This is a genomic window from Erwinia rhapontici (genome assembly GCF_020683125.1).
In the GTDB taxonomy this organism is placed as follows: Bacteria; Pseudomonadota; Gammaproteobacteria; order Enterobacterales; family Enterobacteriaceae; genus Erwinia; species Erwinia rhapontici.
Window position 1 is genome coordinate 4,969,714 of the sequence record NZ_CP085627.1, and the last position, 13,817, is coordinate 4,983,530.

Sequence of the window (13,817 nt, forward strand, 5' to 3'; positions counted from 1 at the left end):
ACGGATTGACTTATTTTTAGGGAGTCTACTTCGCATGAATGCTCAACGTTATGCCCGCATCCGCGCAATGCTTGCCGCCCGTCAGCACGATCTGACAGTGTGTATGGAGCAGGTGCATAAACCTCATAACGTTTCGGCGGTAATCCGTACTGCTGATGCCGTTGGCGTACATGAAGTCCACGCGGTGTGGCCGGGTAGCCGTATGCGCACCATGGTCTCTTCCGCTGCGGGGAGCAACAGCTGGGTGCAGGTTAAAACCCACCGCACCATCGCAGACGCCGTCACCCATCTGAAAGACCAGAACATGCAGATTCTGGCAACCAACCTTTCCGATAAAGCCGTCGATTTTCGTGAAATCGACTATACCCGCCCGACCTGCATTCTGATGGGTCAGGAAAAAACAGGCATCACTCAGGAAGCACTCGATCTCGCCGATCAGGACATCATCATTCCGATGATTGGGATGGTGCAGTCACTGAATGTGTCCGTTGCCTCTGCATTGATCCTCTATGAAGCCCAGCGCCAGCGGCAAAACGCCGGGATGTATCTGCGCGCAGAGAGCACGCTGGAATTCAGTGAACAGCAGCGGCTGCTGTTTGAAGGTGGCTATCCTGTGCTGGCCCGCGTGGCAAAGCATAAAGGGCTGCCCTATCCGGAAATCAACGATCGGGGTGAGGTCGTTGCCGACCCGGAATGGTGGGCTACCATGCAGTCCCGGGCGCGTAAATAATGCAGGGCCGCCTGCTGGATGCAGTGCCGCTTAACACGCTATCAGGCGTGGGTGCCAGCCAGACGGCGAAACTGGCCAAACTGGGCCTGCTGACCGTGCAGGACTTGCTATTACACCTGCCAATGCGCTATGAAGATCGCACCCAACTGTATGCGATTAACGACCTGCTGCCGGGGATTTATGCCACGGTCGAAGGTGAAGTCCTGCATAGCGATATCTCATTTGGCCGCCGTCGAATGCTGACCTGCCAGATCAGCGATGGCAGCGGTGTGCTTACCCTGCGCTTTTTTAACTTCAATGCAGGAATGAAAAACAGTCTCGCGACCGGGCGGCGCGTCACCGCTTACGGTGAGATCAAACGGGGTCAACGCGGCGCCGAAATCATCCATCCCGAATATAAGGTGCAGGGCGATCAGAGTATCACTGAGCTTCAGGAAACGCTGACACCGGTTTACTCCACCACCGAAGGTATACGGCAGGCAACGCTACGTAACCTGACCGATCAGGCATTAACTCTGCTGGACACCTGTGCGATTGCTGAGCTGCTGCCGCCAGAACTGAGCCGGGGGTTAATCAGCCTGCCCAATGCGTTACGTACCCTGCACCGTCCGCCGCCCGATATGGCGCTGACCGATCTCGACAGCGGTACCCATCCGGCCCAGCGACGTTTGATTATGGAAGAACTGCTGGCGCATAACCTCAGCATGCTGGCGGTGCGTGCCGGAGCGCAGCGTTATCATGCGCTGCCGATGGAAGCCCGCCACAATCTGAGTGAAAAACTGCTGGCGGCGCTGCCTTTCAAACCCACCAATGCACAGGCACGCGTGGTACGCGAGATCGAAACTGACCTTGCCCACGATTATCCAATGATGCGCCTGGTACAGGGCGATGTTGGCTCAGGTAAAACGCTGGTCGCCGCACTGGCTGCGTTGAATGTGATTGCTTACGGCAAGCAGGTGGCGCTGATGGCACCGACCGAGCTATTAGCTGAACAGCACGCGAATAATTTCCGTCAGTGGTTTGCGCCACTGGGGCTGGAAGTGGGTTGGCTGGCAGGAAAGCAGAAAGGAAAGGCGCGCATCGCACAACAGGAAGCCATTGCCAGCGGTCAGGTGTCAATGGTTGTCGGTACCCACGCCATCTTCCAGGAACAGGTACAGTTTAACGGCCTTGCGCTGGTGATTATCGATGAACAACATCGCTTTGGCGTCCACCAGCGTCTGGCGCTGTGGGAAAAAGGTGAGGAGCAGGGCTTCCATCCGCATCAGTTGATTATGACAGCCACCCCCATCCCCCGAACGCTGGCGATGACCGCCTATGCCGATCTGGATACCTCTACCATTGACGAACTGCCGCCAGGCAGAACGCCGGTGACAACGGTCGCCATCCCGGACACGCGCCGTGCCGATATCATTGCGCGGGTGAAAGGCGCCTGCGGCAGCGAAGGTCGCCAGGCCTACTGGGTCTGTACGCTGATTGAAGAATCTGAGTTGCTGGAAGCGCAGGCGGCCGAGGCCACCTGGGAAGAACTGAAGCTGGCCTTACCTGAGCTGAACATCGGGCTGGTGCATGGCCGTATGAAGTCACAGGAAAAACAGGCCGTCATGCTGGCGTTTAAACAGGGTGAGATCCACCTGCTGATTGCGACTACCGTGATTGAGGTTGGGGTGGACGTTCCCAATGCCAGCCTGATGATTATTGAAAATCCTGAACGCCTGGGTCTTGCACAGCTTCACCAGTTACGCGGGCGCGTAGGCCGTGGTGCTGTCGCCTCTCATTGTGTACTGCTGTACAAAGCCCCATTAAGCAAAACCGCTCAAAAGCGCTTACAGGTGTTACGCGACAGCAACGATGGGTTTGTCATTGCCCAGTGCGATCTCGAAATTCGCGGCCCCGGTGAGCTCCTCGGGACGCGTCAAACCGGTAACGCCGAGTTTAAAGTGGCCGACCTGCTGCGTGACCAGGCGATGATCCCCGAGGTACAGCGCGTGGCACGCCATATTCACCAGCACTATCCGGAGCAGGCGGTCGCCCTGATTGAACGCTGGCTACCGGAAACCGAACGCTATACCAACGCCTGATCATGAATGTTTTCGATTCCTGTTCGCTGCGTTGGCAAACGATTGCTTTTACGCAAAAGAAGATTAAAATCGCCACTTTATTGCCCCGGGAAGCCTGAAGATGTCCGTTGAAACCCAAGATGCTGCCGCCGACCGTAGCCCTGTTGCTACCGGCAAAAGCGAACTGATTTACCGCCTTGAAGATCGTCCGCCGTTACCGCAAACCCTGTTTGCAGCCTGTCAGCATCTGCTGGCGATGTTTGTTGCCGTGATTACGCCGGCACTGCTGATTTGCCAGGCACTAGGCCTGCCTGCACAAGATACGCAGCATATTATCAGTATGTCCCTCTTTGCTTCCGGCGTGGCATCCATCCTGCAAATAAAAACCTGGGGACCGGTGGGTTCCGGTCTGTTGTCGATTCAGGGCACCAGCTTCAACTTTGTTACACCACTGATTATGGGTGGTCTGGCATTGAAAAACGGCGGCACTGACGTCCCAACGATGATGGCCGCCCTGTTCGGCACGCTGATGCTAGCCTCCTGCACCGAGATGGCACTGTCACGCGTACTGCATCTGGCGCGTCGTGTTATTACTCCGCTGGTTTCCGGTATTGTCGTGATGATTATCGGCCTGTCGTTGATCCAGGTCGGTCTGACCTCCATCGGTGGGGGGTTTGCCGCGATGAACGATCACACCTTTGGCGCACCGAAAAATCTGCTGCTGGCAGGTGCTGTGCTGGCGGTGATTATTCTGCTGAATCGCCAGCGTAACGCTTATCTGCGCGTCGCATCACTGGTGATTGCGATGGCAGTCGGTTATCTGCTGGCCTGGGCGATGGGCATGCTGCCGGAAAACACGACCCCGGCAAATACCGCGCTGATCGCCATTCCTACTCCGTTTTATTATGGGTTGGGCATCGACTGGAACTTGCTGATCCCACTGATGCTGGTATTTATGGTGACTTCGCTGGAAACCATCGGTGATATCACCGCCACTTCTGATGTCTCCGAACAACCGGTCAGCGGCCCGCTGTATATGAAGCGTCTGAAAGGCGGCGTGTTGGCCAACGGCCTTAACTCGTTTGTTTCGGCATTGTTTAATACATTCCCCAATTCGTGCTTCGGGCAGAATAACGGCGTGATCCAGTTAACTGGCGTGGCCAGCCGCTATGTCGGCTTTGTCGTGTCGTTAATGCTGATCGTACTCGGTCTGTTCCCGGCGGTCAGTGGCTTTGTGCAGCATATTCCTGAGCCCGTCCTCGGCGGTGCCACCATCGTGATGTTCGGGACCATTGCCGCTTCAGGCGTGCGCATTGTGTCACGCGAGCCGCTGAACCGCCGTGCAATTATGATTATCGCGCTGTCGTTAGCTGTCGGTCTGGGCGTTTCTCAGCAGCCGCTGATTTTACAATTTGCCCCTGACTGGCTGAAAACGCTGCTCTCTTCCGGTATTGCCGCAGGCGGTATCACTGCCATCATTCTGAATCTGGTTTTCCCGCAGGAAAAATAAACCTTTCTCTGTCCCGGCTTCGGGCGGTTTAATTCCGCCCGAAGCCGGGACAGGTTGAGATACGGCGATAAATCAGGCATAACAATCCATTACCAGAATTCATAGGGATGGATGTGATGAAGTTCTTCGGCAAAGTATTACTCACCCTGCTGCTCCTGCTGCTGCTGGTGATAGTCACCGTCTATGTGTTGCTGCAAACCCAGTGGGGCGCAGGCTGGATTGGCCGTCAGGTCAGTGCCGACAGTGACTATCAGCTATCGCTCAGTAAGATGGAGCATGACTTTTCCGATCCCAGCCATCTGCTGTTAAACAATGTCTCCTTCGGCCGTAAAGGCCAGCCCGCAACACTGGTGGCTAAACGCGTCAATCTCGGGCTTGGGCTTATCCAGTTCAGTAACCCACTCCATTTCGCCAGCATTCGTCTTGAGCAGGGAACACTCAACCTCAGCGAAAAGAGCGCGCCGCTTTCATTACAAGCTGACCGCCTGCAACTGAGCCAGATGGCGTTAAACCGTAACCAGGGTGAATGGCCGTTACAGGCACAACGGGTTGACGGCGGTGTGATGCCGTGGAAACCGGAAGCCGGTAAGGTGCTCGGCAACGAGGCCAGCTTCCAGATGAGTGCAGGTTCGCTAACGTTGCAGGGCATTCCCGCCGCCAACGTGTTGATTCAGGGCAGTCTGAAAGGACAACAGCTTATCTTCAGTAATCTTGGCGCCGATGTGGCACTGGGATCCGTCACCGCCAGCGCGCAGCGCGATGTGAAAGGCGTCTGGCAGGTATCCAATCTACGTCTGAACAGCATCCGTCTTCAGAGTAATAAAAACCTTAGCGATTTCATGCAGCCCCTGCGCGCACTGCCGGCGGTGCATTTTGACCGTGTTGACGTGACCGATGCGCGCCTTGAAGGGCAAGACTGGGCTGTCACCGATCTCGACCTGACCCTAAAAGATCTGAGCGTCAGTCACGGCGACTGGGAAAGTGATAACGGCTCACTGTCGATGAATGCCAGCAGTTTTGTGAATGGCAGCATGCAGTTGAACGATCCGATTGCCAATATGGACTTCACCGCGCAGGGCGTGGCGCTCACGCAGTTCAGCTCTCGCTGGGTCAACGGCCTGGTGCGGGCGCAGGGAAACTGGACGCGCAGCGACAAAAAACTGACGCTGGATGAGCTGGTCATCGCCGGGCTGGAATATACCCTGCCGCTGAACTGGCGTGATCACTGGATGCAACCTCTGCCCTCCTGGCTTGCGAGCGTTGAGGTGACCAAATTCAGCGCTAACCGCAACCTGATTATCGATATCAATCCGGACTTCCCGTTCCAGATGACGTCACTGGACGGTACGGGCAACCATCTGCTGATGGCTCGTCAACATCAGTGGGGAATCTGGTCAGGCGATCTGAGCGTCAATGCCGCCGAAGCCACGTTTAACCGTGTCGACCTGCGCCATCCCTCGCTGGCGCTCAACGCCGGGGATAATAGCATCAACGTGACGGAGATGAGTGCTTTCAGCCATGAAGGTATGCTGGAGGGCCTGGCCACGGTCAGCCAGCAACCGCAACGTACGCTATCGTTGACCCTGAGTGGCCGTCAGATGCCCGTGAATGTGTTACATGACTGGGGCTGGCCACAGGTGCCACTGCAGGGTAACGGCAATCTCCAGCTGAAATTACAGGGCAGTCTGTCGGCGGCACAATCACTGAAATCGTCTGCTAATGGTGCGCTGACAGTGACGGCAGACGAGAAATCGGTGCAACAGACCATGCAGGCAGGCCAGGTCGCTGGCGCGCAGTAATTCTCGTTCGGGGCAATATCTGCCCCGTCCGGGCTTCGCAACCTCACGCGGGTAAGGTATAGTCCGCTTTTTTACGGGGGAACTATGCTGACTAACTCATCCATTCGTCTTAACAAATACATTGGCGAGAGCGGTATCTGTTCTCGCCGCGATGCCGATCGTTACATCGAACAGGGAAATGTTTTTATTAACGGCAAGCGTGCCTCGGTGGGCGATCAGGTCTTTGCCGGCGATGTGGTGAAAGTGAACGGTCAGCTTATTGAACCGCGTAACGAAGACGATCTGGTGCTGATTGCACTGAACAAGCCTGTCGGTATCGTTAGCACTACGGAAGATGGAGAGCGCGACAACATCGTTGATTTCGTTAACCACAGCAAGCGCGTCTTCCCTATTGGCCGCCTGGACAAAGACTCTCAGGGATTGATCTTACTGACCAACCACGGCGATCTGGTCAATAAGATCCTCCGGGCCGGTAACGACCACGAAAAAGAGTACATCGTGACCGTCAACAAACCGGTTACCGAAGAGTTTATTCGCGGTCTGGGCGCAGGCGTGCCGATGCTCGGTACGGTCACCAAAAAATGTAAAGTGAAGAAAGAAGCTCCGTTTGTCTTTCGCATCACACTGGTACAGGGACTAAACCGTCAGATTCGCCGTATGGCCGAGCACTTTGGCTACGAGGTTACCAAGCTGGAACGTGTTCGTATTATGAACATCAGCCTGAAAGGCGTGCCGCCGGGAGAATGGCGCGATTTGACTGACGATGAACTGATCGCGTTATTTAAGCTGATTGAGGATTCGTCCTCCGAAGATAAATCTGCGAAGAAAGCTCCGGCAAAAAAAACGACCGCGAAAAAGCCGGTATCAGGCGGGGCGAAATCCGCCGATAAAGCCCCTTCCAGTCCGGCGGGTCGCAAACGTTTTGACCAGCCAGGCCGTAAGAAAAAGGGCCGCTAAGGCCATTTTCTCATTAACCGCCGCACCCGCCCTGCTCTAACGGGCCGTCCGGGTCGGCGGGCAATACGATATATACCCCTTCAAACACCGCACCCGACTCATCGTTACCAAACAGTTCCACCTCCAGCTGCACACGCGCCTTACGGCCACGCGCCAGACGGTCAAGGTCGCCAGACAGTGATCCGAGGTCAGCGATTGCGCCCGGCTTACCGCTGATAGGCTTACTGTAACGAATATGGGCATCGGCCAGGATGATCGTCCCACCAAGGTGACGTTCACGCAACAACAGCCAGATAAGCCCCCACCCGGTGAGCGTCGCCAGTGAAAACAGGCTTCCGGCAAACAATGTGTGGTGAGGATTCTGGTTGCCGGTTTCCGGCATCGTGGTGATAAATTTCTGACCGGTATACTGCAGAATGCGCACGCCCATTTTTTCACTGAGCGGAATGTGCTGATACCAGGCCTGCTGCAACTGCCCACACCAGTCCGCACGGTGCAGAATATCATCCAGTGTCACCACGGGTTTAATCATCAGGAAATGGCGTACCGGCGTGGTTTGTGGCGCCGTGATTTCGCCCTGATTGAGGTAGCCAAGCTTAGAGAAGAAATCGACCGCATCTTCACGGGCGCTACACACCACGCGCTTGACCCCTTCCTGACGGGCAACAGACTCCAGCGTCATCGCCACCAGTGTTCCCAGGCCTTTCCCCTGGACAGACGGATGAACGGCGAGGAAGCGGATGGCGGCTTCGTTATCGGCATTGATATACAACCGGCCGATAGCCACCGGATTGCCCTGTTCGTCCACGACCATCTGATGATGCGCCAAGGCATCCCAGGCATCACGTTCTGAGCCCATCGGCTGGTGTAATGGCTTACGCAGCATCTCCCAGCGGAACTGGTAATAGGTATCTAACTCTTCTGCAGTTTCTGGCACGCGGAGGTGATACATAAAATGGTTCTCTCTTTCAGGTCCCGCCAGGCCATTCCTTTGCCGCTCGGCTAGCTGCTTCAAACCTGCAGCCAGAAGGTCACGGGGCCATCATTAATCAACGCCACTTTCATATCAGCGGCGAAACGCCCGGTTTCCGTGGCTATTCCTTTATCACGACAGCAGGCAGCGAAATACTCATACAGTTTTTCAGCATCAGCGGGCGCAGCACCACCAGAAAAACTCGGACGCATCCCTTTTTTGGTGTCAGCCGCCAGTGTGAACTGCGACACGACCAGAACACTTCCCCCCGCCTGTTGCACGTTGAGATTCATCTTGTCGTTTTCGTCGCCGAAGATACGGTAACCAAGGACTTTATCGACTAACTTTTTCGCGTGCTCAGGCGTATCGCCTTTCTCCACACCCAGTAAAATCAGTAGCCCAGGCCCGATTTCCCCGATGGTTTCCCCCGCCACTGTCACGCTGGCGGATAACGCCCGTTGAATTAAGGCAATCATGATTCTTCGTTCTCTCTTTCTTGTTCTTCTTGTTTAAGCTGGCGGTAATCCCCCAGCGTGGCGGTAATTTCTGCCCCTAATAAAACAATACACCAGGTCCAGTAAACCCATAAAAAAAGAATGGGAATAACAGCAAGCACGCCGTAAATCAGCTGGTACGAGGGAAACATCGTAACATACAGCGCAAAGCCCTTTTTACCCAGTTCGAAGAGTAACCCGGCAACAACCGCACCGATTAGCGCATCGCGCCCTGCCACCTGGGTGGTCGGGACAATGCTGTACAGCAGCCAGAACGACAGGCAGGAGAGCAGCAGCGGGAATATCCGTAACCCGACATCCACCAGCATGCTCACGCCGCTGACCGTCGCCCAGTGTAACGACAGCAGATAGGAGCTGATCGCCAGGCTGGCACCCGCCAACAGCGGCCCGAGGGTCAGAATCATCCAGTAAACGGCAAACGAGTAGACCAGTGGCCGCTTACGTTTACTGCGCCAGATGGTGTTAAGCGCCGAGTCTATCGAATACATTAACAAGAGCGCAGTGAACACCAGACCACCGACGCCAACAGCGGTCATTTTGCTGACGTTAGCCACAAACTGTTCCAGATAGTTTTGGATCGTGGCGCCAGCCGCTGGCACAAAGTTGTTAAAGACGAAGTTTTTCAGCTGAATACTGGCATCAGAAAACATCGGGAAAGCGGCAAACAGGGCAAAGACCACGGCAATCAGTGGCACCAGCGACAGTAACGAGACATAGGCCAGGTGCCCGGCCAGCATGGTCATGCCATCTTCATCAATGCGTTGCCACAGCAGCTTCACCCATGCCCAAAAGGCCCGTAGTCGGTGCCGATAATGATTGAGAAAGCGCATTTATTGGCGATCGGCAAAGAAAGCCGGTAACACGCTGGCATCGGTAATCAGCAGGCTGTGAATACCGAGCTTGCGCGCCGCTTCAATGTTATCGGGGTTATCATCAAAGAAGATCGCTTCTTCAGCGGAGAACTCTTCTTCATTGAGCAGGTGTTGATAGATCGCCGGGTCAGGTTTACGCAATCCCATTTCCTGCGACAGATAGACTTTGTCGGCGGCAGCATTCACCTCCGGATATTGTGACGGCCAGAACTGACAGTGCAGACGGTTAGTGTTTGACAGGATAACCACGCGCTCACCCTGCTGACGCAATTTATGCATGATGGCAATGACTTCCGGGCGCACGCCGACGAACACCGCCTGCCAACCGGCAGCAAACTGTTCATAGCTTAATGACAGCCCCAGCTCATCAGACATTTTTTGTGCGAACGCTTCGTCACTTATTTCACCACGCTCGTGCTGGTGAAAACTCTCCCCCATTTGAAAACGACTTTGCAGCGTCGAGAGTGGTACGCGGCTCAGATCGCTCCAGACACCGAGAACCCGGTTGAAATCAATATCAACAATGACGTTACCTAAATCAAAGATATACAGCATGGCCATCTCCTTTTGTTCCGGTGAGTTATTCACTCTAGCGGTAAATGGAGAGACTGAACAGGTGAGGATTTTGAAAACTGCGGAGAAGATTCAGAAGGAAGCTCAGGACCGGAGAAAACTCCGGCCCTGAGAAAAGCGGTATTACGCTTCTTTCGGACCGCGGCTTGCGCGCTTACGGTCGTTTTCAGTCAGGTGACGTTTACGGATACGTACAGACTGTGGAGTCACTTCGACCAGTTCGTCATCATCAATGAACTCAAGCGCCTGCTCGAGGGTCATTTTCTGAGGTGGAACCAGAGTGGTGGCTTCATCAGTACCGGAAGCACGCATGTTGGTCAGCTTCTTACCGGTCAGGCAGTTCACAGTCAGGTCGTTAGAACGTGAGTGAATACCGATGATCTGGCCTTCATACACTTCAGCACCGTGGCCGAGGAACAGCTTACCGCGATCCTGCAGGCTGAACAGGGCGAACGCGACTGCTTTACCCTGGCCGTTAGAGATCAGCACGCCGTTCTGACGCTGGCCAACTTCGCCTTGACGCACATCGTCGTAGTGGCTGAAGGTGGAGTACAGCAGACCGGTACCGGAAGTCATGGTCATGAATTCGTTACGGAAACCGATCAGACCACGGCTTGGGATCTCATAGTCGAGACGCACACGGCCTTTGCCATCCGGATCCATGTTTTTCATGTCACCTTTACGCTCACCCATCGCCTGCATCACAGAACCCTGATGCTGTTCTTCGATGTCGAGGGTCACGTTTTCGAATGGCTCCTGCTTGCGGCCTTCGAATTCACGGAAGATAACTTTTGGACGGGATACCGCCAGCTCAAAACCTTCACGACGCATGTTTTCGATCAGAACTGACAGGTGAAGTTCACCACGACCTGATACGCGGAAGGCGTCAGCATCTGGGGTTTCTTCAACACGCAGTGCCACGTTGTGCACCAGTTCTTTGTTCAGACGGTCAAGGATCTGACGTGAAGTCACATACTTACCTTCTTTACCGCAGAACGGAGAGGTGTTAACGCAGAAGAACATGGTAACCGTTGGTTCATCAACGCTCAGGGCTGGCAGCGCTTCCACATTCTGAGTATCACAGATGGTGTCAGAGATGTTCAGTTCGCCCAGACCGGTGATAGCGATGATGTCGCCGGCTTCCGCTTCAGTCGCTTCGATACGCTCCAGGCCCATATGGGTCAGAACTTTACCGACTTTAGCGTTACGGGTTTTGCCTTCGCTGTTGATCACAGTGATCTGCTGGTTAGGACGCACTTTACCGCGCTTGATACGGCCGATACCGATAACACCCAGGTAGTTGTTGTAGTCCAGCTGGGAGATTTGCATCTGCAGCGGGGCTTCCAGCTCAACCTGTGGTGGAGAGACGTGCTTAACAATCGCCTCATACAGCGGGGTCATGTCTTCCGCCATATCGTTGTGATCCAGGCCTGCAATACCGTTCAGGGCTGAAGCATAGATAATCGGGAAGTCGAGCTGCTCGTCGGTCGCATCCAGGTTAACGAACAGGTCAAACACCTGATCAACAACCCAGTCAGGACGCGCGCCAGGGCGGTCGACTTTGTTAATTACCACGATCGGCTTCAGACCATTAGCAAACGCTTTTTTGGTCACGAAACGGGTTTGCGGCATCGGGCCATCCATTGCATCCACAACCAGCAGCACCGAGTCGACCATTGACATCACACGCTCTACCTCACCGCCGAAGTCGGCGTGTCCTGGGGTATCCACGATGTTGATGCGGTAGTCATTCCATTTAATGGCGGTGTTTTTTGCGAGGATGGTAATCCCACGCTCTTTCTCCAAATCGTTGGAGTCCATTACGCGTTCGGTTGCTTCGGTACGGGCATCAAAGGTCCCGGACTGCTGCAGCAACTTATCAACCAGGGTAGTTTTACCATGGTCAACGTGGGCAATAATGGCGATGTTACGCAAATTTTCGATCACAGCTTTGCCTCAGGCATTAGAAATAGCGCGCTATTGTACACGGATTAATCGAAGGACTGAACAGGATCACATATTTCATATAAAGATAACTGTCCGGATTGCATTTACAGCCATTTTCAGTGCAAACATTGCACTTGGACGAAAATTTGCACCAAAAGAGTGCCCATTTATCATTCAATGGCACCAAAATGGTGCGCGACTTCCATCGTGGTGCAGTCCTCGTCTCACGAGAGGGCGCATCATAGCGCTTTTTTCGTTAAATAAAAAAGTTGGCATAGATTTCGCAAATACTCATTAAGCGAAAAACGCCAGTTTCCACAACGGTTGTAAGCTTGTGAGAGATCTTTATTATCGGAGTTAGCGCGGCGAATAGCAAAGCGCACCGGTGAAGTTCTCTAAACACGACGCCAATGACAAAATCCAGGAGAGTTAAGTATGTCCGCTGAACACGTTCTGTCGATGATGAACGAGCACGAAGTCAAATTTGTTGACCTGCGTTTTACCGATACCAAAGGTAAAGAGCAGCACGTGACTATCCCTGCTCATCAGGTTAACGCTGACTTCTTCGAAGAAGGCAAAATGTTTGACGGCTCCTCGATTGGTGGCTGGAAAGGTATCAACGAATCCGACATGGTTCTGATGCCAGACTCAACCACCGCAGTCATTGACCCGTTCTTTGCTGATTCTACACTGATCATCCGTTGTGACATCCTCGAGCCAGGCACCATGCAGGGCTACGACCGCGACCCGCGTTCCATCGCGAAACGCGCTGAAGATTTCCTGCGCTCTTCCGGCATTGCAGACACCGTTCTGTTTGGGCCAGAGCCAGAGTTCTTCCTGTTCGATGATATCCGTTTCGGCAGCAGCACTTCAGGTTCACACGTTGCTATCGACGACATCGAAGCTTACTGGAACTCCGGTAAAGAATATGAAGGCGGTAACAAAGGCCACCGTCCAGGTCTGAAAGGCGGCTACTTCCCAGTGCCACCCGTCGACTCAGCGCAGGATATCCGTTCTGCAATGTGTCTGACCATGGAACAGATGGGCCTGGTCGTTGAAGCTCACCACCACGAAGTGGCAACGGCGGGTCAGAACGAAGTGGCAACCCGCTTCAATACCATGACCAAAAAAGCTGACGAAATTCAGATCTACAAATATGTTGTGCACAACGTCGCTCACGCTTACGGCAAAACCGCGACCTTCATGCCAAAACCGATGTTCGGTGATAACGGTTCTGGAATGCACTGCCATATGTCTCTGTCAAAAGGCGGCACTAACCTGTTCGCGGGTGACAAATACGGCGGCCTGTCTGAAATGGCGCTGTTCTACATCGGTGGTGTAATCAAACACGCTAAAGCAATCAATGCTCTGGCGAACCCGACCACTAACTCCTATAAGCGTCTGGTCCCAGGCTACGAAGCGCCAGTTATGCTGGCTTACTCTGCCCGTAACCGTTCTGCTTCTATCCGTATCCCAGTGGTTGCCAGCCCGAAAGCACGCCGTATTGAAGCGCGCTTCCCTGACCCTGCTGCAAACCCATACCTGTGCTTCGCTGCACTGCTGATGGCTGGCCTGGACGGCATCATCAACAAGATCCACCCTGGCGATGCAATGGACAAAAACCTGTACGACCTGCCACCGGAAGAAGAAGCTGAGATTCCAAAAGTTGCAGGTTCTCTGGACGAAGCCCTGGCTGCACTGAACGAAGACCGCGAGTTCCTGACCCGTGGTGGCGTGTTCACTGACGATGCTATCGAAGCTTATATCGAACTGCGTAAAGCAGAAATGGACCGCGTTCGTATGACTCCGCATCCGGTTGAGTTCGAACTGTACTACAGCGTTTAATTTAGAAGTAAGCCCGACGAATTTCATGTTGCAGCA

11 protein-coding genes are annotated in these 13,817 nt (G+C 54.2%); 6 read left to right on the forward strand and 5 right to left on the reverse strand.

The window, feature by feature from the left end; all coding sequences use genetic code 11:
* The first annotated feature begins 34 nt into the window (after positions 1-34).
* The 5 genes from trmH to rluF all read left to right on the forward strand — a co-directional run bounded on the left by trmH (position 35) and on the right by rluF (position 7,056).
* Positions 35-730, forward strand: a complete 696-nt coding sequence (gene trmH / locus LJN55_RS22995) for a tRNA (guanosine(18)-2'-O)-methyltransferase TrmH (RefSeq protein WP_133846464.1) — start codon at positions 35-37, stop codon at positions 728-730.
* On the forward strand, positions 730-2,811 hold the full coding sequence (gene recG / locus LJN55_RS23000) for an ATP-dependent DNA helicase RecG (protein ID WP_227535399.1): 2,082 nt from the start codon (positions 730-732) through the stop codon (positions 2,809-2,811). The genes trmH and recG overlap by 1 nt, the downstream gene beginning before the upstream one ends.
* Before the next feature lie 100 nt (positions 2,812-2,911).
* Positions 2,912-4,300, forward strand: coding sequence for a nucleobase:cation symporter-2 family protein (locus LJN55_RS23005; RefSeq protein WP_159338303.1), 1,389 nt, complete (start codon positions 2,912-2,914; stop codon positions 4,298-4,300).
* A gap of 116 nt (positions 4,301-4,416) precedes the next feature.
* Positions 4,417-6,099: an AsmA family protein gene (locus tag LJN55_RS23010; protein ID WP_227536430.1), complete on the forward strand. Its 1,683-nt coding sequence runs from the start codon at positions 4,417-4,419 to the stop codon at positions 6,097-6,099.
* Positions 6,100-6,183: 84 nt separating this feature from the next.
* Positions 6,184-7,056, forward strand: a complete 873-nt coding sequence (gene rluF, locus LJN55_RS23015; RefSeq protein WP_133846468.1) for a 23S rRNA pseudouridine(2604) synthase RluF — start codon at positions 6,184-6,186, stop codon at positions 7,054-7,056.
* A gap of 13 nt (positions 7,057-7,069) precedes the next feature.
* Here the strand turns inward: rluF and fabY are convergent, their stop codons facing one another.
* From fabY to typA, 5 genes are all read right to left on the reverse strand, one after another.
* On the reverse strand, positions 7,070-8,008 hold the full coding sequence (gene fabY / locus LJN55_RS23020; RefSeq protein ID WP_133846469.1) for a fatty acid biosynthesis protein FabY: 939 nt from the start codon (positions 8,006-8,008) through the stop codon (positions 7,070-7,072).
* Between the two features lie 59 nt (positions 8,009-8,067).
* The gene (gene dtd, locus LJN55_RS23025) at positions 8,068-8,505 is read right to left on the reverse strand and encodes a D-aminoacyl-tRNA deacylase (RefSeq protein WP_133846470.1); all 438 of its coding nucleotides are present in this window, start codon (positions 8,503-8,505) and stop codon (positions 8,068-8,070) included.
* A complete protein-coding gene (locus LJN55_RS23030; RefSeq protein WP_133846471.1) occupies positions 8,502-9,374 on the reverse strand; it encodes a virulence factor BrkB family protein in 873 nt (290 codons plus the stop codon). Before LJN55_RS23030 ends, dtd begins: the two co-directional genes overlap by 4 nt.
* A complete protein-coding gene (gene yihX / locus LJN55_RS23035; protein ID WP_133846472.1) occupies positions 9,375-9,971 on the reverse strand; it encodes a glucose-1-phosphatase in 597 nt (198 codons plus the stop codon).
* Between the two features lie 141 nt (positions 9,972-10,112).
* A complete protein-coding gene (gene typA / locus LJN55_RS23040) occupies positions 10,113-11,936 on the reverse strand; it encodes a ribosome-dependent GTPase TypA (RefSeq protein ID WP_133846473.1) in 1,824 nt (607 codons plus the stop codon).
* A gap of 435 nt (positions 11,937-12,371) precedes the next feature.
* Between typA and glnA the strand changes: the two genes are divergently transcribed.
* Positions 12,372-13,781 carry a glutamate--ammonia ligase gene (glnA, locus tag LJN55_RS23045; RefSeq protein ID WP_133846474.1) on the forward strand — a complete coding sequence of 470 codons (1,410 nt, stop codon included), beginning with the start codon at positions 12,372-12,374 and terminating at the stop codon, positions 13,779-13,781.
* Positions 13,782-13,817 lie beyond the last annotated feature (36 nt).

Excerpts from the sequence above, each read along its gene's own strand:
- dtd (WP_133846470.1), bottom strand. The coding sequence starts at position 8,505 with ATGATTGCCTTAATTCAACGGGCGTTATCCGCCAGCGTGACAGTGGCG.
- LJN55_RS23030 (WP_133846471.1), bottom strand. The coding sequence starts at position 9,374 with ATGCGCTTTCTCAATCATTATCGGCACCGACTACGGGCCTTTTGGGCA.
- rluF (WP_133846468.1), top strand. The coding sequence starts at position 6,184 with ATGCTGACTAACTCATCCATTCGTCTTAACAAATACATTGGCGAGAGC.
- yihX (WP_133846472.1), bottom strand. The coding sequence starts at position 9,971 with ATGCTGTATATCTTTGATTTAGGTAACGTCATTGTTGATATTGATTTC.
- fabY (WP_133846469.1), bottom strand. The coding sequence starts at position 8,008 with ATGTATCACCTCCGCGTGCCAGAAACTGCAGAAGAGTTAGATACCTAT.
- trmH (WP_133846464.1), top strand. The coding sequence starts at position 35 with ATGAATGCTCAACGTTATGCCCGCATCCGCGCAATGCTTGCCGCCCGT.
- glnA (WP_133846474.1), top strand. The coding sequence starts at position 12,372 with ATGTCCGCTGAACACGTTCTGTCGATGATGAACGAGCACGAAGTCAAA.
- LJN55_RS23005 (WP_159338303.1), top strand. The coding sequence starts at position 2,912 with ATGTCCGTTGAAACCCAAGATGCTGCCGCCGACCGTAGCCCTGTTGCT.
- recG (WP_227535399.1), top strand. The coding sequence starts at position 730 with ATGCAGGGCCGCCTGCTGGATGCAGTGCCGCTTAACACGCTATCAGGC.
- LJN55_RS23010 (WP_227536430.1), top strand. The coding sequence starts at position 4,417 with ATGAAGTTCTTCGGCAAAGTATTACTCACCCTGCTGCTCCTGCTGCTG.